The following is a 22,873-nucleotide window of genomic DNA, read 5'->3' on the forward strand; positions in this document are numbered from 1 at the left end:
AAAGAAAGATGAAAAATAAATTTATATATTTAGCTATTATAGCGGCTGGTTTTGCATCATGTGAGCCAGAATTTGAAAATGCAGTAGATGCAAATTATACAGCAGGTGATGCCGATTTTACAAGCTATGTTGCTATTGGAAATTCATTAACTGCTGGTTATATGGATGGTACCGTTTCAAGAGGGAGTCAAATAAATTCTTACCCAAATTTATTAGCACAACAATTTGCATTAGTTGGTGGAGGAGCATTTACTCAACCATCATATGCGGATGATGTTAATAATTTAGGAGGATTAATGTTGGGAGGAATGCCAATAGGAACAACACGTTTAGTTATTGATGCTTCACAAAGTCGACCAGAAAATATTGCAGGGACTTCTACAATTGAAGTTTCAAATTTACAAGCTACTGCTTATAATAACATGGGAGTTCCTGGGGCTAAATCGTTCCATTTATTAGCTTCTGGTTATGGTAACGTGGCTGGAGTTGCATTAGGGCAAGCTAATCCATATTTTGTTAGACATGCAACTTCTCCAACAGCTACTGTTCTAGGTGATGCAATGACAAAAAACCCAACTTTCTTTACCAATTGGATTGGTGCTAATGATGTTTTAGCTTATGCTACTAACGGTGGTGCAAAATCTGACGGAATGACTCCAGCAGATGATCACAATGCAACAGGAAATTTGAATCCAACAACTTATGGAGGTAATGACATTACTAACTCAAATGTATATGCGAATGTTTATAATCAAATAATCACTACTTTAACATCAAATGGTGCTAAAGGTGTAGTATGTACAATTCCTAGTGTAACATCAATTCCATATTTTACTACTGTTCCTTATGCGCCATTATCGCCAACAGCTTTAGGTGGTTCAACAAATATTAACGCATTAAATGCACAGTTATATGGGCCTTTAGATGGTATTTTTACTGCTTATGGTGAGCCAAATCGTATAAATCCATTATCAGCTACTTCAGCAAATCCAATATTAATTTATGACGCTGATGCTACAGATAGATCGGCTCAAATTACTGGAGCATTAACACCAACATTAGGTGCTCCAACAGCAGCTGCTTTTGGAGCTGTTTTTGGAAAAGCACGTCAAGCTACAGCAGCTGATTTAGTTGTTTTACCTGCATCTTCAGTAATTGGTACTCCAAATGCTTCTGCTCCATCTACTTTAATTAATATCAATGGAGTTTCTTACCCAATGGCTAACAAATGGGTTTTAACGGCTAATGAAAAAGCTAAAGTTGCAAGTGCTACAGCAGCTTTTAATAGTACTATTGTTTCTATTGCTTCAGCTAATAATTTAGCGGTTGCTGATATGAACGCAATTATGAATCAATTAGTAAGTGGTTTACAAATTGAGACAGGTCAAATCTATACTGCCAATTATTTTAGTGGTGTTGCAACTGAAAACAAAGTATTATTTTCTTTAGATGGTGTTCATCCAAACGCTCGTGGATATGCTGTAATTGCAAATGAAATTATCAAAGTAATTAACGAACATTACAACGCGAACTTACCTTTACATTATGTAAATAATTTCCCTGGAATTAACATAGTAGGTTCAAATTAAAAATAAATCATATTTTAATAAGAAAGGCATCATTTTTGGTGCCTTTTTTTGTAATTTTAAATCTATAAATAAAAACAGATGAATTTTATAATCAAATTATTAATCAGTACTATTATAGTATTTGCTTTAGCTTACTTTTTACCAGGTGTGGATGTTGACAATATAACTTCGGCATTATTGGTTGCAGTAGTATTAGGGTTTTTAAATACTTTTTTAAAGCCTATTTTAGTTTTTCTTACTATTCCAGTAACATTAATTACTTTAGGATTATTTCTACTAGTAATAAATGCGGCAATTATTTTAATTTGTGATTATTTTATTGCAGAATTTCATGTAAATGGGTTTTTGACAGCCTTAATTTTCAGCGTATTATTATCAATCAGTCAATCAATATTGAACAAAATATTTGTTAGTAAAGATTAATTTTATAGCGAATTGAATTTCAATAAATTAAAAACTTGTTTGGGTTGTAAAAATTCTATAATTTTGCAACCCAATTTTTATGGTATTTAAATAAAGAGATAATGAACATTACAAAAGCACAAGTTGATGCATTAAACGCTATTATTACAATAGCAATTACAAAAGAAGATTATTCGGATAAAGTAGAAAAAGTATTAGCAGATTATAGAAAAAATGCAGCTATTTCTGGATTTAGAAAAGGAGCAGTTCCAATGAGTTTAATTCAAAAACAATATGGAAAAGCTGTTTTGTTAGACGAAGTAAATAAAATTTTACAAGCTTCTTTAAATGATTATTTAACCACAGAAAAATTAGATATTCTTGGAAATCCACTTCCAAAAATGACAGAAGATTTCAATTGGGACAATGAAAATTTATCTTTTGAGTTTGAATTAGGTTTAGCTCCTCAATTTTCAGTTGACTTAACGGCAAAAAACAATGTTATTAAATTCAATGTTATTGCTGATGATAAAATGTTGAATGATCAAGTAGAACGTATTCAAAAACAATACGGGAAATTAATTTCTCAAGCTGAAGTAAAAGCGGACTATGAAGTTAGAGGAACTTTTACAAATGAAGAAAAAGGAATTAATGCACCAGCAAATTTTGCATTAGATATTTTTGCAGATAAAAAAGTGGCTAAATCATTTGTAGGTAAAAAAGTAGGTGATGTAGTTGCTGTTGGAACAAAAGGGTTGTTTGACGACGATCATAAATTAATGGATTATTTGAAAGTAGCTCATGATGATGTTCATGGATTAGATATCACAGTTGATTTTACAATTGAAGAAATCAACGCAGTAGAAAAAGCTGAATTAAATCAAGAATTATTTGATAAATTATTCGGACCTGGAGTTATTGCTTCAGTAGAAGATTTAAAAGCAAAAATTAAAGAAGATGCTGAAGCGCAATTTGCACAGCAAGCTGATCAAAAATTCTTAAATGATGTGACTGATTTCTTAATAGAAAGCACAAAATTTGATTTGCCAGAAACATTCTTAAAAAAATGGATTAAAACAGTAACTGAAACGCCTCTTACTGATGAGCAAGCTGAAGAAGAATTTGCTAAAGCAGAAAAAGGATTGCGTTTTCAATTAATCGAAGGCAAAGTAATGGCTGAGAATAATTTGCAAATCACTTTTGAAGATTTAAAAGCACATACAGCTGAGTTAATCAAAAAACAAATGGCACAATTTGGTCAATTAAATCCATCAGAAGATGAAATTAATGGAATTGTTGCTCGTGTAATGTCAAACCAAGATGAGGTAAAACGTTTATCAGAGCAAGTAATGAGCGAAAAAATGTTAGGTCTTTACAAAGAAAAAGTAAAAGCTAAATCAAAAGAAGTAAATTACGAGCAATTTATCAAAGAAATGTACGGAGAATAATTTCTCACAAAAAATAATTATCTTTGAGCGTCAAACTAGTTTTGGCGCTTTTTTATTGAAGACATTTAGTTTCATAAATAAAGATAACCTTTTAAAATTATACTGTTTTTTAGTTCAATCCATTTAAACTTTTAAACACTTAAACATTTAAACAAAAAAATATGAACTACGGAAAAGAATTTAAAAAATATGCGACTAAGCATCACGGAGTAAACAGCTTATATTATGATAAAATAGTAGGAAGTATGACTCCTTATATCATCGAAGAACGCCAAATGAATGTAGCTTCAATGGATGTTTTCTCTCGTTTAATGATGGATAGAATCATTTTCTTAGGAACAGGAGTTGATGATTATGTAGCCAACATAATTCAAGCACAATTGTTATTTTTAGAAAGTGTTGATGCTTCTAAAGACATCAGTATTTATATCAATTCGCCTGGAGGAAGTGTGTATGCAGGATTAGGAATTTATGATACCATGCAATTCGTAAAGCCTGATGTAGCTACAATTTGTACAGGAATGGCGGCTTCAATGGGAGCGGTTTTATTATGTGCTGGGGCAGAAGGAAAACGTTCGGCATTACCACATTCAAGAGTTATGATTCACCAACCATCTGGAGGTGCACAAGGAGTAGCAACAGATATGGAAATCAACTTGAAAGAAATGTTGAAATTAAAAGAAGAATTATATCAAATCATTTCACAACATTCAAAACAACCTTACGATAAAGTTTACAAAGACAGCGAAAGAGATTATTGGATGATTGCTGCCGAAGCAAAAGAGTATGGAATGATTGATGAAGTTTTAACAAGATAATTTAAAAAGTAATTAGTGATTAGTAAATAGTGAAAAGCTACTTACTAATCACTTTTCACTAATCACTAAAAAATGGCTAAAGAAGTATTAGAGTGTTCATTCTGCGGAAGGAAAAAGCCTGAAACCAATTTATTAATTGCAGGGATTAATGCGCATATTTGCGACAAGTGTATCGAACAAGCTCACGGAATTGTGTTAGAAGAATTAAAACAATCAGGTAATTCCAACTTGGTTGCCGATTTGGTTCTTTTAAAACCAAAAGAAATTCGTGCGTTTTTAGATGATTATGTTATTGGACAAGAGCAAACGAAAAAAGTAATGAGTGTAGCAGTATACAATCACTACAAACGTTTGATGCAAGTTCAATTAGAAGACGAAGTTGAGATTGAAAAAAGTAACATCTTAATGGTAGGGCAAACCGGAACAGGTAAAACATTAGTAGCAAAAACTATTGCTAAGATGTTGAATGTTCCTTTGGCTATTGTGGATGCAACTGTTTTAACCGAAGCGGGTTATGTAGGAGAAGATGTTGAAAGTATTTTGACACGTTTACTACAAGCTGCCGATTATGATGTAGCTAAAGCTGAAAGAGGAATTGTATTTATTGACGAAATAGATAAAATTGCTCGTAAAAGCGATAATCCATCGATAACTCGTGATGTTTCGGGAGAAGGAGTACAACAAGCTTTGCTGAAATTATTAGAAGGAACGGTTGTAAACGTGCCACCAAAAGGAGGAAGAAAACATCCCGACCAAAAATTTGTTGAGGTAAATACTCAAAATATCTTATTTATCGCAGGTGGTGCTTTTGACGGAATTGAAAGAATCATTTCAAAACGTTTGAATAGACAAGCAGTGGGTTATAGTTCATCTATCGGAACTGACCAAATTGATAAAGATAATTTGTTGCAATATTTAATTCCAAAAGACGTAAAAGATTTTGGATTAATACCAGAAATTATTGGGCGTTTACCAGTTCTAACACACATGGATCCTTTGGATGCAGAAACATTAAGAGCAATTTTAACAGAGCCTAAAAACGCCTTAATTAAGCAATATAAAAAATTGTTTGAAATGGATGAGGTAACTCTTGATGTTGAAGAAGAGGCTTTAAATTATATTGTTGAAAAAGCTTTAGAATACAAATTAGGAGCAAGAGGTTTACGTTCGTTATGTGAGGCTATTTTAACAGATGCAATGTATGAATTGCCTAGTTCTGAAGAGAAGCATTTACAAGTAACGAAAGAATATGCCGAAAGTAGCTTAAGTAAAAATTTATTACAACGCTTAAAAGCAGTTTCTTAGTTATTACAATATTCATATAAATAAAAAGGTCACCAATTGGCGACCTTTTTATATTTAAGCATTTTTCTTTTGCTCGAGTGTTTTTACTTGTTTAGCGTGAACATATCTTTTTTGACAACTCCAACCTCCAGAACATGAGGTTAATAATAATACAGTTGCAACGGCTAAAACTAGAGAGAATTTTTTCATTTTTGTTTAGAGAGTTTTTTATAGTTGTGATTAATTGTGTTATTTAATAATTTTAAATTCGACTCTTCGGTTTGTTTGGTCTTGTTCGGCAGAACATTTGTCGCATTTGTTTAATAATTGACTTTCTCCAAAACCTTTATATGATAATCTAGAAGCGGCAATTCCTTTATTGATTAAATATTGGTATGAAGATTTTGCTCTTCTTTCAGAAAGTTTTTGGTTGTAATCAGCAGTACCTTTATTATCAGTATGAGCATTAATTACAATTGACATTTCTGGATTGTTATTTAAAACCTCAACAATTTTATTTAAAGACAATGTAGATTCTTGTTTGATGCTAGCTTTATCAAAATCAAAGTATATGTTTTCAATAACAATCGCATCTTCGGTAACAACTGCTTTTTTCTGTTTTAATGTAAGTGTTTTGTTTGTGTCGCCAGTAGAAATTTGAGTAGTTTTAGGTTCATAACCATCTTTCTCAATTGTAGTTGTGTATTGAGATAATGGCTCCAACTGCAATCTTACTTTACCTTTATCGTCAGTTTTTGTGTTAGCAATAATATCTCCAAATTCGTTTTTAACAACAATTTTTGCATTTGGTAAAGCAATACTAGATAATTCTTCAACAACCGTATAATCATTATATTGATTTTCTTGTGTTTTGATATCAAATTTTAAAATATCAAAATTTCCAGCGGCGTGTTTATCAGTAGAAATATACCCTTTAGATGGAGATGTCATTACAAAAGCAACATCATCTCTTCTAGAGTTCAAATCAGTACCTAAATTTAAAGCAGGTAAAAAAGTGTTATTAACTTTAGCAGATCTAAAAACGTCATATCCACCAATGTTTGTATGACCTTTTGATGAAAAATATAAATATTTATTATCAGAAGATATAAAAGGATATTTTTCATCCGTTGCCGTATTGATAGTTGGTCCTAAATTAACCAATTGTCCTATAGTTCCATTTTCTAATATTGGTGCTTCATAAATATCAAAACCACCAAAACCACCAGGAATATTTGATGCTATATAGATTTTCTTTCCATCAGGAGAAACGCTAGGAGTTTCTACAGAGTAATTTGCAGGTACGGCGTTTAAATTAGTTATATTCGTCCACTTTTTTGCGTCTTTTTCATTTAATTCAGCTTTGTGAAGTGTGAAAAGTTGTGGGTTTTCTGGATTTTCTTGTGTGAAATAAATTGTTCTTTGGTCAGGTGAAAAACCTAACGAACCTTCATTTTTGTCTGAATTCAAGGCCTGAGAAAAAAGTAATGGAAATGATAAGCTGCCATCATCTTTAATATCTACACAGTATAAGTTGTTGTTTGGTTCATTCGTTGCTGGATTAACAGTAATTTCAGCATGTCTATGTTTTTTGTTAGACAAAATAATATACTTGTTTTTAAAAAACGATGTTCCAACTTCATTCAATTCGGAATTAATCCCCGTATCGTTGATTAAAAAGTTTAAACCTTTAGTAGATTTATTAATTACATTGATAATTGAGTCTAATCCTTCAGAGCGTTTAGGTTCTTGTGAGTATGCAGTAAAAGTTCCAATAAGTAAAAATAAAGTTAGTATTTTAGGGAAATTCATAAAATTAAATACTTAATTAATAGTAGGTTAATGTTTTCTTAAAAACGAGTGCAAAATTAAGACTATATTTCAGATAAAAAATCTTTTGTATAATAATTATCATAAAATTCGATAAACTGCAAAAAAAATCGATTTCATGACAAATGAAATCGATTAAATTTTAGATATTTTTTTAAAAAGTAAAATTATACGATATGTGTTTTGTGAATATCTTTATAAATTTCTTGTTTTGTTGAATTTTTGTTGAATTCACATCTTCTGTATGGACCACACTTATAACGTCTGGGACCACATGAAAATGATGAAATTATAACAATTATGATGAGTAAGATAATTACTGTTTTTTTCATTTTATTTTTTATAAATTAAGTAAGCTTTCTAAATAATTTCGCTCGTTTGATAATCTTGGAATTTTGTGTTGTCCACCAAGTTTATCTTCTTTTTTTAACCAGTCATAAAAAAGATTTGTTCGAGCAACATTTAATACTAACGGATTTAAAGTCATATTGTTGTATCGCTTGGCTTCATAGTCAGAATTCAGTGCTTGAATATTTTCATCTAACACTAAACCAAATTTTTCGATATTTTCTGGAGGATTTTTAAATTCAATTATCCATTCATGAGCTCCTTTTTGTTTATCGCTCATAAAAATAGGCGCTACGGTATAATCAACAATTTCACAGTCAAACATAGCACACGTTTTGGCTATGGCAACATCTGTATTTTCTACCATTAATTCTTCACCAAAAACATTAATATGATGTTTAGTTCTTCCTGAAACTTTAACTCTATATGGGTTTAAGGATGTAAATCGAATAGTGTCTCCTATTAAATAACGCCATAAACCTGAATTTGTAGTAATAACTAAGGCATAATTTTTATTCAACTCAACCTGATTTAGTCGAATAATACGTTGGTTCAATGTGCCAAAAGTGTCCATTGGAATAAATTCATAAAAAATGCCATAATCTAACATCAACAATAACTCGTCAGAATTATTTTGATCCTGAATGGCAAAAAATCCTTCAGAAGCATTGTAAATTTCGTAGTACTTAAAATTATCTTTTGGGAATAATTTTTTGTATTGCTCTTTATAAGGTTCAAAACTTACGCCACCATGAAAATAAACTTCAGCATTTGGCCATAGTTCTAATAGATTTGATTTTCCAGTTGTTTCTAAAGCTTTTTGAAGTAAAACTAACATCCAACTTGGAACACCTGCCAAACTGGTAACGTTTTCATTAATTGTTTCATTAATAATTGCAGGAAGTTTTGTTTCCCAATCGCCCATTAATGATATTTTACTACTTGGAGTTGAACTAAATTCAGCCCAAATAGGCATATTGTCAATCAAAATAGCAGATAAATCACCAAAAAAAGTATTATTATCTTCATACAATTGTTTACTTCCACCAAGACGTAGACTTTTCCCTATAAAAAGTTGTGAATCTTCGTTGTTATTTAAATACAAGCACAATAAATCTTTACTAGCTTTGTAATGACAATTTTCTAGAGCTTCTGAACTTACAGGAATAAACTTGCTCTTCGCATTGGTAGTTCCGCTAGATTTAGCAAACCATTTAATATTAGAATTCCAAAAAACATTCTGTTCTCCTTTTCGAGTTAATTCAATTAAAGGTTCTAAATCTTCGTAGGTAGAAACAGGAATTCTTTCGCTAAAAGTTGTGTAGCTTTTCATAGAAGAAAAGTCATATTTCTTACCTATTTGAGTGTTTTCGGCAGATTTTATTAGGCTGAAAAGTAATTCTTCTTGAACTTCATGTGGGTATTTTAAAAACAATTCCATTTGATGAATTCGCTTTTTTAAAATCCAAGTCGCAAAAGAATTTATGATTTGTAATGGCATTTAGTTAGTTCTAATTTTGAATTATTAAAAGGGAATAATAACTTTACCAAAAATAGCATTTTTTTTAAATAATCGAGCAAAAAAGAAAATCTTTACACGAAATGATATATCAAGGCACACTTTCAAAAATGCAAACAGAATTAAGTAACCCAATTCAGTATTACTTGGTTTTTGAGAACAGTTTTTTGAATCTTAATCAGCTTTTAGGGAAAAATCTCGAAATTGAATTTCAAGGTTACCAATGTTTAAATTGTGGAAAAGCAAAGAAAATTTTTCGTCAAGGTTTTTGTTACGATTGTTTTATGAGTAGCCCAGCGGTAGGCGATTGGATTATGAAACCCGAATTAAGTACCGCACATCTAGATATTGAAGATAGAGATTTGGCGTATGAAAAGCGCGTACAATTGCAACCTCATGTTGTTTATTTAGCTTTATCCAGTGAAGTAAAAGTAGGCGTAACCCGAAAAACACAAGTACCAACTCGTTGGATAGACCAAGGTGCTGTTCAAGCAATTCCAATTGTAGAAGTTCCGAACAGATATTTAGCTGGAATTACTGAGGTGGCATTGAAAAATCATTTTGCAGATAAAACCAATTGGCAAAAAATGCTAAAAAATGAAGTTCCTAACATGGATTTAATTGCAGAACGCAATAAAGTATTTGATTGGTTGCCAAATGAGGTAAAAGATTATTTTCCAAAAGATGAAAAAATTATCCAATTAGATTTTCCGGTGTTAAATTATCCTAAAAAAGTAAGCAGTTTGAATTTAGATAAAACACCAAATTTTACCGGAACATTAACAGGAATAAAAGGGCAATACTTGCTCTTTGAAGATGGAACTGTTTTTAATGTGAGAACCTATGAAGGCTATGTGGTAAAAATGAGCTTATAAAAGAAAACCCTTTCAATTTGAAAGGGTTTTCTTTTACAATAAGTATTAAATTATTCTTTTTTCTTCTTTTTAAGCAAGCCATTCAAAGCGTCTGTTGCTTTTGTTTTAACGGTATTTTTTATTTCCTCTTTTGGAGTTCCTTTTTTGATAGTATCCGCTGCAGTCGCATTTGTTGTGGAATTATTTCCTTTTGTACCGTTAATTAAATTATTTAAGGCATTAGTTCCTTGATTAATGTATTTGTCTTTTTGCATTTTTACTAGTTGAGTGGCCAAGTTAGTAGAAGCTTGCTTCATATCGGTAGTGATTTTTGGTTGTTTGAAGTTGCCTCCAAGTACCGCATTTACAGGAACATTTTCAATTTTCTTTTGATCTGCTGGAGTGAGCTTTGTAATTAAATTATTGACTTCGGTTCCCATATATTTTGCAGGAACATCAAATTTTAAATTGTAATTCATGGTTTGGTCAAAACCGTGTGTTCCGCCTACATTTACTGTAATATCTTGATATTTTATATCAAATGGTTTAACGTTTACTTTTCCATCTTTAAATGATAATGCCGCTTTTACATCGTTCAAATTTACCTTGCTCATATCAATAAACTTAACTTTAGAACTCAATTGTGTTAGTAATTCTGAGTTTTTTTCATTTACTGTTGTAGATAATAATTGCCCAAATAAATCCCCTGAAATCGTTTTTAAATTAGGTGTCATATCTTGTTGTAAATCTCCCGAAAGTTTTATGGTAGAATTTATTTTTCCATTAACCACACCCGCAATTGGAGCAATAGATTTTAGCATATCTAATTGCGTAAATGATTCCGCAATATTGACTTTGTCTAAGCCTAAATTCATATTAAATGTTGGTGTTTTGCCTTTGGTTGAAACCGTTCCAGTTAATCCAATGTTTCCTCCAAAAATACCCATTTTTAAATTATTTAATGATACAGCTTCATCTCTAATAACCATATTTCCAGAGACATTTTGCAGGTTTAAATTATCATAAATGACCGTTTTAGCTTTTGCCGTAATACTACAATCTAAAAAAGAAGGAATTTTTACAGCTTCTGTTGTTTTCTTGCCTTCGCTATTAGTGGTCGTAGTTGGAGCCATAAAATCGGAAACAACTATTTTATTGGCATTCATGGTAAAATTCCCTTTTAGAATTTGATTTTTGAATACAAAACCATAAAAGTTATCTAAAGTTCCGGTGACTTGTAAATCAGAAGTTCCAGTTTTTGCATCAAATTGATTTAGACGAATTTGACTAGGATTGAATGCAACTGCTGCTTGATTAATTTTGAATGGTTTTGCCATTTCTGGACCTTCATAATTGAAACCGGTTAAACTAACAATTCCAGAATTTTGAATGTTTTGATATTGACTTGCTTCTACCGATTTCATGTCAAATTTTGTCTTAACATCAGCTTTTAAAATTCCGGTTAATGGTTTGTCTAACTTCACTGGATAGGCTTTGGTAACATTTGCTAAGTTGATAGTTCCTTTTAATTCGGCATCAACAAGTGCATTTTCTGCAATGTTTTTAACGGTTGCTTTAGCATTGAAAACATCTTGATCAATAGCAAATGATAAATTATGTAAATTAACATAAGTGTCGTTCATTAAACCTGTTTCGTTCACTATGTGTGTGTCAATTACGATATTTTTAACCGATTTTGGTAAATCTGGATATTGGAATGAAGCGTTGTTTGAAGCAATTTTCACATCAAAAGCTGGAATTGTAGTTTCGGTTAAATTGCCTTTTACTTTTCCATCAACTGAAAATTGTCCTGTTGTTTTTACTTTGTTGATATCTCCAGAATAGGCAGCTGGAATTAATCCCAAGAAATTTTTAAAATCGGAAGTTGGTGTCTTAAAAGTTAAATCATAGGTTTGACCAGCTTCCACCATTTGGATAAATCCGTTGAATTCTAATGGTAATTGATTAATTAAGGCTTTATTGTCTTTGAATTCATATTTACTTTTTTCTAAATCGATTCCTAAAATGGCATCTAATGAAATGGCTACATTGTTCATGTAGTTCATTTTGTCCATATCAAAAGAAAGTTTTGCAGTAGTTTTTGTTTCCAAATCTAATTTTTGAGCCGCAAAATTTCCTTTTCCTTCATGATTAATGCTGTCTAAAACCATTTTCATTTTTGAACCTTCGTCGATGTAAGTGAATTTTAAATTTTCAACTTCATAGTTTTGAATGTTTAAGGCAAAAGGTTTGCTATCAGTAGATTTTTTCTCTTCTGCTTCTTTAAGTGCGATGTCAAAATTACCAACGCCATCTTTATTAAAAATGATGTTTACAATTCCATCAATAGTGCTAAAACTTTCTAAATTCATAGCTTCACCATCACCTTTAAAAAGTTCTTTAACGCTCATGGTTAAATTTGTCTCTCCAGCATATAAAAGGGTGTCGTTTTCAAATGGAGCTTTTGTTATAATGCTTAATTTATCAATTGTAACATTTGCTTGAGGGAAACTTTTGAAAAGACTTAAATCAACATCTTCAAAGGCTATGGTTGCATTTACGTTTTCATTCAATGTTTTAGCAATCATTGCTTTTATCTTGTCTTTGAACAAAAATGGTGCTGCTGCCAATGCTATGATGGTTACTAATAGGAATATTCCAGTTCCTTTTAAGATTTTTTTCAACATAATTGTATTTTTTGAAGTGTAGGACGAATTGTATGACACAAAATTAATACCAATTATATAAATATGTACTAATTTTATGTGAAACTTAAAAAAAATCCCAAAAACAAAATGCTTTTGGGATTAGAAATAATTTATGGTTTTAATTACTTGATACTGATTTCATAAGGCATCATTGCTTGAATACCTTTTCTGCTTTTTACACGTTTGATTTGTTCTAACATTTGGAAACCTTCTTCACCTAATTGTTCTTTTAATAGTTGTTCTTTAGTTTTAAACATTGCCATTCCGGTGAAATTTGCTAGTAAATCATCAAAGTTCTTTTCATATTCAGGAAAGTTTTCTGTTCTGTATGATGTGGTTTTTCCCAATTTAGCAGCATATTTAATGGCATCTTCTAAGCCGCCAATTTCATCTACTAAACCTAATTTGTGTGCGTCAACTCCAGTCCATACTCTTCCTTGAGCAATGGCGTCTACTTGAGCCGTTGTCATTTTTCTGCCATCAGCTACACGTTTTAAGAAAGTGGCGTATGTTTTTTCAATACTTTCTAAAACATATCCTTTGAAGTTTTCGTTTATTGGCTCAAAAACACTATAGCCACTTGCATTGGCATGAGTTTGAACTTGTTCTGCATTAATTCCAATGTTTTTTCCTAATTGGTTCATGTTTGGCAACATTCCAAAAACGCCTATAGAACCAGTAATTGTATTTGATTCGGCAAAGATTCTATCTGCATTGGCTGAAATATAATATCCGCCAGAAGCAGCATAATTACCCATAGAAACAACAACTGGCTTAACCTTTTTAGTAATTTCAATTTCTCTCCAAATTAGTTCCGATGTTAAAGCACTTCCGCCAGGACTATTTACGCGTAATACAATAGCTTTCACGTCATCATCATTACGTGCTTCTTCTAATGAACGTTTGATTGAGCCTTCACCAATAACGTTTACATCACCTTCGCCACCAGCAATTTCACCTTGTGCATAAATTACAGCAATAATATCATCTTTTGAATAATCTTCAACAGATGTTGCTGCTGTTTTAGCATAATCTGTGATGCTTACAATGTTGTATTTTTCTTTTTTATCAACTTTTAATTTTGTTCTAATTGCATTATGATATTCGTCTTCATAAGCTACTTTATCAACTAATTTATTTGCTAAAGCTAATTCTGGTGTTCTTGCACCTAATGTATTTGCAATGGCATCAAGTTGAGCAATTGTTAAGTTTCTGCTTTTTGCGATGTCTGAAACAATTGTTCCCCAAACGGAATTCAACAAAACGGTCATTTGCTCGCGATTTTCTGGACTCATTTCTTGAGCTAAGAAAGGTTCCACAGCACTTTTATATTTTCCATGGCGAATCACTTCAAACTTAACACCAGATTTTTCTTGTAAATCTTTCATGTATAAAATTTCTGAAGATAATCCTTTGAAATCTACTTCTCCAACAGGATTTAAATACACTTGGTCTGCTACAGAATTCAAATAATATTCACCTTGTGAGTAATAGTTTGCATAGGCATATACAAATTTTCCTGATTTTTTGAACTCTTCCAGTTTATCACGAACCGATTTGCTTTGTGCTAAACCTAATTGTGATTGATTGTTTAAAATTGAAATTCCTTTGATTTTATCATCCTTTTTTGCTGCTTCTATTGCATTTAAAATATCAGTAACACCATCATGGTGTGCTTCAAAATAATTGAAGTCTTTATAATTTGTTTTTCCAGCATAGTCTAATGATACTTTTGATAAGTCTAATTCAATCACTGAATTTTCTTTCACCTTTACTGTATCTTCACCACTTCCTGCAATAGCGCCGATTATGATTATTCCGAAGAAGAAAATCATGCAAAAAATAAATATCCCAACAATAGTTGCTAATACATTTCCTAAAAATCTCATTTCAATTTATTTATTAATTAACTATAAGTAGTAAAATGAATAAAATTGTTACATGTTCATAAAAAAACCGAAAAGGTAAATTATAAGTCTAAAATAGTTTGTTATTTTGCCAATATGAGTCAACATCAAGTAGTTTTATCTTTAGGAAGCAATCAAGGCAATCGATTAGAAACGATTCAGTCTTGTATTGATTTGATTCATAATGAAGTAGCAACAGTTGTAAAGGTTTCTAAAATTTATGAAACGCCAGCTTGGGGTTTTGAAAGCGAACCTTTTTATAACTGTACAATTTTAATTCATACCTCAAAATCAGCTCAAAAAATTTTGAATCAGGTTTTAAAGGTTGAAAAAAAGTTAGGAAGAGTTCGTGGAAATGAACTAGGTTATCAAGCTCGAATTATTGATGTAGATATCGTCGCTTTTGATGAAGAAATTATCTCTACAGAAACGTTGCAAGTTCCTCATCCTTTAATGCAAAATAGGAAGTTTGTGTTGCAACCTATGTTAGATTTAGGGTTGAATTGGGAACATCCAATATTGAAAAAATCTGTCACCCAATTGTTTGCTCAAACAGAAGATAAAAGCGAAATAAAAGTTTTAAAGTCAATCGTTTCGCCAATTGAACAGTTAGAATTACAACAATTCAATTACATAGCCATTGAAGGAAATATTGGCGCAGGAAAAACCACATTAGCATCAAAATTAGCTGAAGATTGTAATGCAAAATTAGTCTTAGAGCGATTTGCTGACAATCCTTTTTTGCCAAAATTTTACAAAGACCAAAGTCGTTACGCGTTTCCATTAGAAATGTCATTTTTAGCGGATAGATACCAACAATTATCCGATGATTTAGCACAATTTGATTTGTTTAAGGATTTTGTGGTGGCTGATTATCACATTTTTAAATCCTTGATTTTCGCAAAAGTAACGCTTCAAGAGGATGAGTTTCGTTTGTACAAAACGATGTTTGACATCATACATAAAGAAATGCCAAAGCCTGATTTGTACGTGTATTTGTATCAAAACACAGAAAGATTATTGGGAAACATCAAAAAACGAGGCAGAAGTTACGAGCAAGAAATTCCAGCGGATTATTTAGAAAAAATCAATCAAGGCTACTTAGATTATATCAAAACTCAAACCGATTTGAATGTGTTGATTATAGATGTTTCAGATTTAGATTTCGTAAAAAAACAAGAAGATTATGTTTTTTTGTTGGAAAAAATACATGAAAAAATAAATTAGCGTAATAGTGAAAAATGACCTTTGATGATTTGATTCGTTTCTGGTATTTCAGTTGAAAACCAATAATCCGCAGCAGGCATTCTTTCATTATTAAAACTTCCATCCCATACAAGGTTGTTTGTGTGTAGCGTTGTTAGCAGTTTTCCATATCTATCAAAAATGTAAGTTTTTGCATTTGGAAAAAACTGAGTGCCTTTTACAAACCAAGAATCATTGTTTCCATCATTGTTTGGAGTAAAAAATGTAGGTGTTGAAATAAATACAAAAGATTGAATATCAATACCACACTCGTAGATGTCTTTTACATAAGCATTGTATAATCCGCCATTTATTATTGAAAAAAAGTTAGATGATGAAAAATTTGTACCATCAATAGAATAGAGAAAATTTCCCGAATTTATAGTGTTAATGGTAATTCCATCTATTTGCACCTTGACGGAGTCTATTTCAGGAATTGGGTTAGTAGTTACTAAAAAATTCTTTGTGGCACTACAACCTAAACTATTAGTTATTACAACCGAATAATTTCCTGCTGCAACGATAGTTATATTTTGGGTTGTTTCACCAGTTGACCACAAATAAGTCGCACTATTAATTTCAGATTGCAATTGCGTAAAAGTACCTTCACAAAAAGATATAGTATCATCATTTACTATTGGAATAGGAAGGATAGTAATGGTAACCGCAGTTCTATTTGAAAGACACCCATTATTGTTTGCTTCAAAATAATAGGTAGTTGTTGTATTTAAAGTTGGGGTAGTAAAAGAATTTCCAATGAATAAGGGTGTTGTACTTGTTAGAGAATCATACCAATTGATTGTTCCAATGGTTGAAGTGGCATTTATTGTTGTATTTGTATTTTGACAAATAGGAATAGGTTGTGTGAAAGAGGTGGTAGGTATTTCGTTTATTGTAGCTGTAATCATTGTTCTTGTTCCAGTTGAACAACCCATTGGGAATGTGTCTACATAATAGTTAGTGGTGGTGTTTAGGGTAGGGGTTGTAAATGTGTTTCCTGTAAAAATAGGGCTTCCTCCAGTTGAATTAGCATACCAATTAACGTTTCCTATATTAGCTGAAGCTTGTAGTGTTACAGTTCCATTTCCACAATTTGATGCATTTGTAAAGCTTGTAATTTGGGGAATTGTAATTGTAGCAGTAGTCGAAATATGTAAGACAGGATCTCCAGGCATGCCTCCATATTCTACAATATAGCCTTTAGGTTGATAATTTCCACTAGTAGCACCTGTTAAACTTAAATCATTCCATGAGCCAGCTTGACCAACGCCCGGAGCGGTAACATGTGCATAATCTTCTTCCCCTTGATTGTTTGGTTCGTTGGTATTCCAAAAAGAAAAGTTAGGAGTGCTTCCATTTATACCTCCATTCCAAAAAACAGTTCCTATTTCGGGTCCTGAAGCCCATTTCCATACCCCTTCGGTTTCTTCATCAGTTCCTCCAATCCATCCTGCTCCAGAAGCTTGAATTCCAGAAATTTGAACTTCATCCATAGATGTTATCGTTGCCAAATAACCTTGTAGTCCATAATAAGTTGAGGAAGCAGCAGCATTTTTTGCATTTAGCCAACTAATTCCAGTATTTGGGATGTATTGATAGTAATGATCTGTTGACTCTAAGTAATTGGCTTGCCCAACTGTAATTGAAAATACACGTTGACCACTTGGGTTTATTGAAGTATTGGAAAAGACAATTGCTTCAATAGCGGCAGTAAATTCAAAGTAAGTAGGATTTCCACTGACACCACTTAATGTTAACTTCCCTTCTGTTGCGTTCCAAGATGTGGTTATTGTTGGATGAACGCCTGTTAAAGTTAAAGTGTCTTGTCCTAAAACATATCCCGAAGATATTTGAACATACATTGCTTGAATTCCAATATCATCGGGGTCAATAATTGACATATTTGTAACTATTGGCAACGAACTTTGAGGGCAATATATTTGATTTCCAGTAGCGGTTAAAACTGGAGCGATATTTTGCGAATAAACAAAACCTGATAACAAGAGTAGGATTAAGAATAATTTTTTAATAGCAATCATTCTGTAAAGATACCGCAAACGATAAATTTAAAAAACTATTTTTTTGTGATTATTTTTTGAAACAAATCCCAAATCACAATCCCTACACTCACCGAAATATTCAAAGAATGTTTACTTCCCAATTGCGGAATTTCAATTACACCATCACTTAAATTAATGGCTTCTTGCGAAACCCCTTTTACTTCGTTACCAAAAATTAAGGCATATTTTGTATTGGTTTCTGGTTGAAAATTATCCAACATAATCGCATTTTCAGTTTGTTCCACCGAATACACTTTTGCATTTTCTGATTTCAATTGATTCACCACTTCTAAAACGTCTTTTGCATATTCCCAAGTCACAGTTTCAGTAGCGCCAAGAGCTGTTTTGTGAATTTCTTTGTTGGGCGGAGTAGCCGTAATACCACACAAATAAATCTTTTCAATCAAAAAAGCATCCGAAGTTCTAAAAACCGAACCAATATTGTGCAAACTTCTAATGTCGTCTAAAATTACGATTATTGGTGTTTTTTGAGCTTCTTTAAACTCTTTAATGTTTTTGCGTTCTAATTCTGCGTTGGCTAATTTTCTCATGGGACAAAAATAGATATAATGTGGCAATTAGGCAATTAGTCGATATGTCAATTTTTAAACATGTAAGTCATTTAAGTTCATTAAAGTCTTTGCAAACTTTGCGAAAAACTTTGCCTCTTTACGTTAATATTTGAACTTGAACTTGAAATTGCATTTGAACTTAAAAATTGTTCTTGCCCTTGCCCTTGAAATTGTTATTGATTTTCTTACCTTCGCAATCATACTTAAAATTTGAAATTGTGGCTAAGAAATCTGCAGCAACTCCCGATAAAGCACCCAAGGAAACACCTTTGATGAAGCAATACAACGAGATAAAAAACAAATATCCCGATGCTTGTTTGTTGTTTCGTGTGGGCGATTTTTATGAAACTTTTGGAGAAGATGCAGTTAGAGCAGCCGGAATTTTAGGGATTACTTTGACAAAACGTGGCGCTGGTTCTGAAACTGAAACTGCGTTGGCAGGATTTCCACATCATTCCATTAATACGTATTTACCTAAGTTAGTTAAAGCCGGACTTCGAGTGGCAATTTGCGATCAATTAGAAGATCCAAAAATGACTAAAACCATCGTAAAACGTGGCGTTACAGAGTTGGTTACGCCTGGAGTCTCGATGAATGATGAGGTGTTGCAATCGAAGTCGAACAACTTTTTAGCATCAGTTCATTTTGGAAAGAAAACAGTTGGGGTTTCGTTTTTAGATGTTTCAACAGGTGAATTTTTAGTTTCGCAAGGCAATGAAGAATATATTGATAAACTATTGCAAAACTTCCGTCCGAGTGAAATTTTAATTCCGAAACAGTTTAAAAATCAGTTTAACTCGGTTTTTGGAGATGATTTTCATACGTTCTTTTTGGAAGATTGGGTGTATAAAGAGGATTATGCTTTAGAAAGTTTGACGAAACACTTTCAAACCAATTCACTAAAAGGTTTTGGTGTGGAAGAATTAACGGAGGGTTTGATTGCTTCGGGTGCGATTTTGTATTATTTGTCAGAAACACAACATAACAAGATTCAACATATCACAAATATTCAACGTATAGCCGAAGATGCTTACGTTTGGATGGATAAATTTACGATTCGAAATTTAGAATTATATCACAGTTATAATCCCAATGCAGTAACGCTTTTAGATGTAATTGATAAAACACTTTCGCCAATGGGTGCAAGGTTGTTGAAACGTTGGTTGGCACTTCCTTTGAAAGATATTTCAAAAATTAGAAGTCGCCATGAGGTGATTTCGTATCTAAAAACTAATCCAGAAGTTTTACAACAAATTCAATATCAAATCAAGCAAATTTCTGATTTAGAACGTTTGATATCGAAGGTTGCCACAGGGAAAATTTCTCCAAGAGAAGTTAATTTTCTAAAAGATTCATTAGATGCCATTATTCCGATTAAGACTTTGGCTTTAGGTAGCGATAATGAAGCTTTGCGAGTGATTGGTGATAGTTTGCACGCTTGTGAATTGTTGAGAGAAAAAATCAAAACAACCATTCAAGAAGACGCTCCAGTAAGTGTGAATAAAGGAAATGCAATTGCGGTTGGAGTTCATTCTGAGTTAGATGAATTACGAGCGATTTCATCAACAGGAAAAGGATATTTAGAAGAATTAGAGCAAAGAGAAAGCGCTGCTTCTGGTATTCCTTCGTTGAAAGTTTCGTTTAATAACGTTTTTGGTTATTATATCGAAGTTCGAAATACGCATAAAGATAAAGTTCCTGCCGAATGGATTCGTAAGCAAACTCTTGTGAATGCTGAGCGTTATATTACGGAAGAACTTAAAGAATACGAATCGAAGATTTTAGGTGCTGAGGAAAAGATTCATCAGTTAGAAACGCAGTTGTTTGAGCAATTGGTGAATTGGATTGCAACTTACATCAAACACGTTCAGTTGAATGCGAATTTAATTGCGCAATTAGATTGTTTGACTTCTTTCACGCAATTAGCGATTGATAACAAATACGTTTGTCCTGATTTAGATGATAGTTTTGATTTGGAAATCAAAGAAGGTCGTCATCCTGTAATTGAAAAGCAATTGCCTGTTGGTGTGCCGTATATTTCTAATGATGTTTATTTAGATAGAGAAACCCAGCAAATCATCATGATTACTGGTCCAAATATGTCGGGGAAATCGGCTATTTTGCGTCAAACGGCTTTGATTGTGTTAATGGCGCAAATGGGGAGTTTTGTTCCAGCAGAAAGCGTTAGAATGGGTGTGGTGGATAAAATTTTTACTAGAGTAGGGGCGAGCGATAATATTTCGATGGGCGAATCTACTTTTATGGTGGAAATGAACGAAACCGCTTCGATTTTGAATAATATTTCCGAGAGAAGTTTGGTGTTATTAGATGAAATTGGAAGAGGAACTTCAACCTATGACGGAATTTCGATTGCTTGGGCGATTTCAGAATATTTGCACGAACACCCAAACAAACCGAAAACGCTTTTTGCTACGCATTATCATGAATTAAACGAAATGGAAGTTACGTTTGACAGAATTCAGAATTTCAATGTTTCGGTAAAGGAATTAAAAGATACGGTTTTATTCATTCGTAAATTAGTGAAAGGCGGAAGCGCGCACAGTTTTGGTATTCACGTAGCAAAAATGGCAGGAATGCCTCAAATTGTAATTCAAAAAGCACAGAAACTATTAAAGCAATTAGAAAAAAGACATTCCAGCGAAGAATTATCTGGAATTAAATCGGCAAATGATGAGTTGCAACTGAGTTTCTTTAATTTAGACGACCCGCTTTTAGAAGATATTAAAGAAGAAATTATGAATATCGACATCAATACATTAACGCCTGTGGAAGCATTAATGAAGCTAAACGAAATAAAACGAATGTTGGTAAAAAAATAATTTTAAAAATAAATTATTAGTTATCAAAAGGTTATAAAAAAGATTTAATTTTTATTTCAAAAGTACTTGCAATAATGAAAATATGTGCTATATTTGCACTCGCAATACGGAACAAGTATGGCGACGTTCTTTAAGAGATAACGAAACGAAACGCGAAAATAGCTCAGTTGGTAGAGCGCGACCTTGCCAAGGTCGAGGTCGCGGGTTCGAACCCCGTTTTTCGCTCTACTACCAAAAATATTTGCTCGAGTGGTGGAATTGGTAGACACGCTGGACTTAAAATCCAGTGGGTAGTAATGCCCGTGCGGGTTCAAGTCCCGCCTTGAGTACAAAAAGCTTCAAACTATGTTTGGAGCTTTTTTTGTTTATAGATACTTAGTCTAGATTTTTCTATTATCTTTAAAGAATTCTTTATTAAAATTATCAATCTATGGGTACATTTGTAATCGCACAACGATTAAGCGGAGCTTATAAATATGAATTTGTTTCTAGAAAAGGCAAAACGATTTTTACAAGTAACGATTTTGAATTGCGGTTTGAATGTGAAGATCAAATAGAACTACTTAAAAGTTCTCTGGATAGATGTGTTTTTATGCGTTTTAAATCTTCTAGCGGTAAGTTTTTCTTTAGATTGATATTAGATGAGCATGAAATCGCAGTGAGTAGAAGATATACAACGCAATTATTACTTCAAAAAGGAATAGATGAAATAATTAAGTATGCAGATAAAGCAGAATTCTTGGATTTTTCATCTGCTGAAGATATATTTGGAAATTTGTAATAATAAAAAAACCCTGCATTGCAGGGTTTTATTTTTTTCTGTGAGTAGCTAATTATTTAGCAGGTGCAGCTTCAGCAGCAGGTGCAGCAGCTTCAGCAGCAGGTGCAGCAGCGCTATCAACAGCAGTAGAATCAGCAGTTACAGCAGTAGAATCAGCAGCAGGAGCTTCAACAACAGTTGAGTCAGCAGCAGCTTCAGTGTTTTCAGCAGCTTCTTTACAAGAAACGAACATAGCAGCAACAACTGCTAAACTTAATACAACTTTTTTCATTTTTTTAATTATAAAAGGTTAAAATTTTGTTTTGAATAGACTTTCACTATTCTGCTTTTTTTATATTATTTAAAAAAAGCCCCACCTTGTGGAGCTTAATTTTTTCTGTCAGCAATAAATTACTTAGCAGGTGCAGCTTCAGCAGCAGGTGCAGCAGCTTCAGCAGCAGGTGCAGCAGCGCTATCAACAGCAGTAGAATCAGCAGCAGGAGCTTCTTCAACAGCAGGAGTTTCAACTACAGTTGAATCTACAGCTTCTGTAGTTTCAGCAGCATTTTCTTTACAAGAAACGAACATTGCAGCAACGATTGCTAAACTTAAAACAACTTTTTTCATCTTACTAAATTATAAAGGTTAATTATTAATTCGGAGCAAAGATATAAATTTTTTAACATGTC

General features: G+C 32.4%; 18 protein-coding genes and 2 tRNA genes. 11 read left to right on the forward strand and 9 right to left on the reverse strand.

The annotated features are described in order from the left end of the window. Positions 1–8: 8 nt before the first annotated feature. From G4L40_RS06470 to clpX, 5 genes are all read left to right on the forward strand, one after another. Complete coding sequence (locus G4L40_RS06470) at positions 9–1,589, forward strand: SGNH/GDSL hydrolase family protein (protein WP_166236394.1); 1,581 nt, start codon at positions 9–11, stop codon at positions 1,587–1,589. 78 nt (positions 1,590–1,667) lie between these two features. After that, positions 1,668–2,012, forward strand: coding sequence for a phage holin family protein (locus G4L40_RS06475; RefSeq protein ID WP_166236395.1), 345 nt, complete (start codon positions 1,668–1,670; stop codon positions 2,010–2,012). 101 nt (positions 2,013–2,113) lie between these two features. After that, entirely contained in the window at positions 2,114–3,439 is a 1,326-nt protein-coding gene (gene tig / locus G4L40_RS06480) for a trigger factor (protein ID WP_166236396.1), read from the forward strand. Between the two features lie 161 nt (positions 3,440–3,600). After that, positions 3,601–4,257: an ATP-dependent Clp endopeptidase proteolytic subunit ClpP gene (gene clpP, locus G4L40_RS06485; RefSeq protein WP_166236397.1), complete on the forward strand. Its 657-nt coding sequence runs from the start codon at positions 3,601–3,603 to the stop codon at positions 4,255–4,257. 72 nt (positions 4,258–4,329) lie between these two features. Continuing rightward, entirely contained in the window at positions 4,330–5,562 is a 1,233-nt protein-coding gene (gene clpX / locus G4L40_RS06490) for an ATP-dependent Clp protease ATP-binding subunit ClpX (RefSeq protein ID WP_166236398.1), read from the forward strand. Between the two features lie 54 nt (positions 5,563–5,616). Here clpX and G4L40_RS13085 read toward each other — a convergent pair whose 3' ends face one another. The 3 genes from G4L40_RS13085 to G4L40_RS06500 form a co-directional block, all read right to left on the reverse strand. Next, a complete protein-coding gene (locus G4L40_RS13085; RefSeq protein WP_262886060.1) occupies positions 5,617–5,751 on the reverse strand; it encodes a hypothetical protein in 135 nt (44 codons plus the stop codon). A 39-nt stretch (positions 5,752–5,790) separates the two neighbouring features. Continuing rightward, positions 5,791–7,353, reverse strand: a complete 1,563-nt coding sequence (locus G4L40_RS06495; RefSeq protein WP_166236399.1) for an OmpA family protein — start codon at positions 7,351–7,353, stop codon at positions 5,791–5,793. 358 nt (positions 7,354–7,711) lie between these two features. After that, a complete protein-coding gene (locus tag G4L40_RS06500; RefSeq protein ID WP_166236400.1) occupies positions 7,712–9,220 on the reverse strand; it encodes a GH3 auxin-responsive promoter family protein in 1,509 nt (502 codons plus the stop codon). Positions 9,221–9,321: 101 nt separating this feature from the next. On the opposite strand from G4L40_RS06500, the gene G4L40_RS06505 reads away from it, so the two are divergent. Continuing rightward, complete coding sequence (locus G4L40_RS06505) at positions 9,322–10,113, forward strand: DUF2797 domain-containing protein (RefSeq protein WP_166236401.1); 792 nt, start codon at positions 9,322–9,324, stop codon at positions 10,111–10,113. A gap of 50 nt (positions 10,114–10,163) precedes the next feature. Here G4L40_RS06505 and G4L40_RS06510 read toward each other — a convergent pair whose 3' ends face one another. Further along, positions 10,164–12,779 carry an AsmA family protein gene (locus G4L40_RS06510; protein ID WP_166236402.1) on the reverse strand — a complete coding sequence of 872 codons (2,616 nt, stop codon included), beginning with the start codon at positions 12,777–12,779 and terminating at the stop codon, positions 10,164–10,166. A gap of 143 nt (positions 12,780–12,922) precedes the next feature. Beyond that, complete coding sequence (sppA, locus tag G4L40_RS06515; RefSeq protein ID WP_166236403.1) at positions 12,923–14,689, reverse strand: signal peptide peptidase SppA; 1,767 nt, start codon at positions 14,687–14,689, stop codon at positions 12,923–12,925. A 114-nt stretch (positions 14,690–14,803) separates the two neighbouring features. Between sppA and folK the strand changes: the two genes are divergently transcribed. Further along, positions 14,804–15,934: a 2-amino-4-hydroxy-6-hydroxymethyldihydropteridine diphosphokinase gene (folK, locus tag G4L40_RS06520; protein WP_166236404.1), complete on the forward strand. Its 1,131-nt coding sequence runs from the start codon at positions 14,804–14,806 to the stop codon at positions 15,932–15,934. Here the strand turns inward: folK and G4L40_RS06525 are convergent. After that, positions 15,931–17,991, reverse strand: coding sequence for an Ig-like domain-containing protein (locus G4L40_RS06525; RefSeq protein WP_166236405.1), 2,061 nt, complete (start codon positions 17,989–17,991; stop codon positions 15,931–15,933). The genes folK and G4L40_RS06525 overlap by 4 nt on opposite strands. A 35-nt stretch (positions 17,992–18,026) precedes the next feature. Then, positions 18,027–18,563, reverse strand: a complete 537-nt coding sequence (locus G4L40_RS06530) for an RNA methyltransferase (RefSeq protein ID WP_166236406.1) — start codon at positions 18,561–18,563, stop codon at positions 18,027–18,029. Positions 18,564–18,856: 293 nt separating this feature from the next. On the opposite strand from G4L40_RS06530, the gene mutS reads away from it, so the two are divergent. The 4 genes from mutS to G4L40_RS06550 all read left to right on the forward strand — a co-directional run bounded on the left by mutS (position 18,857) and on the right by G4L40_RS06550 (position 22,205). Next, positions 18,857–21,424 (forward strand): DNA mismatch repair protein MutS, encoded by a 2,568-nt coding sequence (gene mutS, locus G4L40_RS06535; protein WP_166236620.1) that lies wholly within the window; start codon positions 18,857–18,859, stop codon positions 21,422–21,424. Between the two features lie 152 nt (positions 21,425–21,576). Then, positions 21,577–21,649, forward strand: a tRNA-Gly gene (locus tag G4L40_RS06540). Positions 21,650–21,667: 18 nt separating this feature from the next. Next, positions 21,668–21,753, forward strand: a tRNA-Leu gene (locus G4L40_RS06545). A 101-nt stretch (positions 21,754–21,854) separates the two neighbouring features. Continuing rightward, a complete protein-coding gene (locus G4L40_RS06550) occupies positions 21,855–22,205 on the forward strand; it encodes a YegP family protein (protein ID WP_166236407.1) in 351 nt (116 codons plus the stop codon). 52 nt (positions 22,206–22,257) lie between these two features. Here the strand turns inward: G4L40_RS06550 and G4L40_RS06555 are convergent, their stop codons facing one another. Both G4L40_RS06555 and G4L40_RS06560 read right to left on the reverse strand, forming a co-directional pair. Beyond that, positions 22,258–22,476, reverse strand: coding sequence for a hypothetical protein (locus G4L40_RS06555; protein WP_166236408.1), 219 nt, complete (start codon positions 22,474–22,476; stop codon positions 22,258–22,260). Between the two features lie 119 nt (positions 22,477–22,595). Continuing rightward, entirely contained in the window at positions 22,596–22,811 is a 216-nt protein-coding gene (locus tag G4L40_RS06560) for a hypothetical protein (RefSeq protein ID WP_166236409.1), read from the reverse strand. Positions 22,812–22,873: the final 62 nt, after the last annotated feature.

Source organism: Flavobacterium celericrescens, from assembly GCF_011392075.1.
Lineage (GTDB): Bacteria > Bacteroidota > Bacteroidia > Flavobacteriales > Flavobacteriaceae > Flavobacterium > Flavobacterium celericrescens.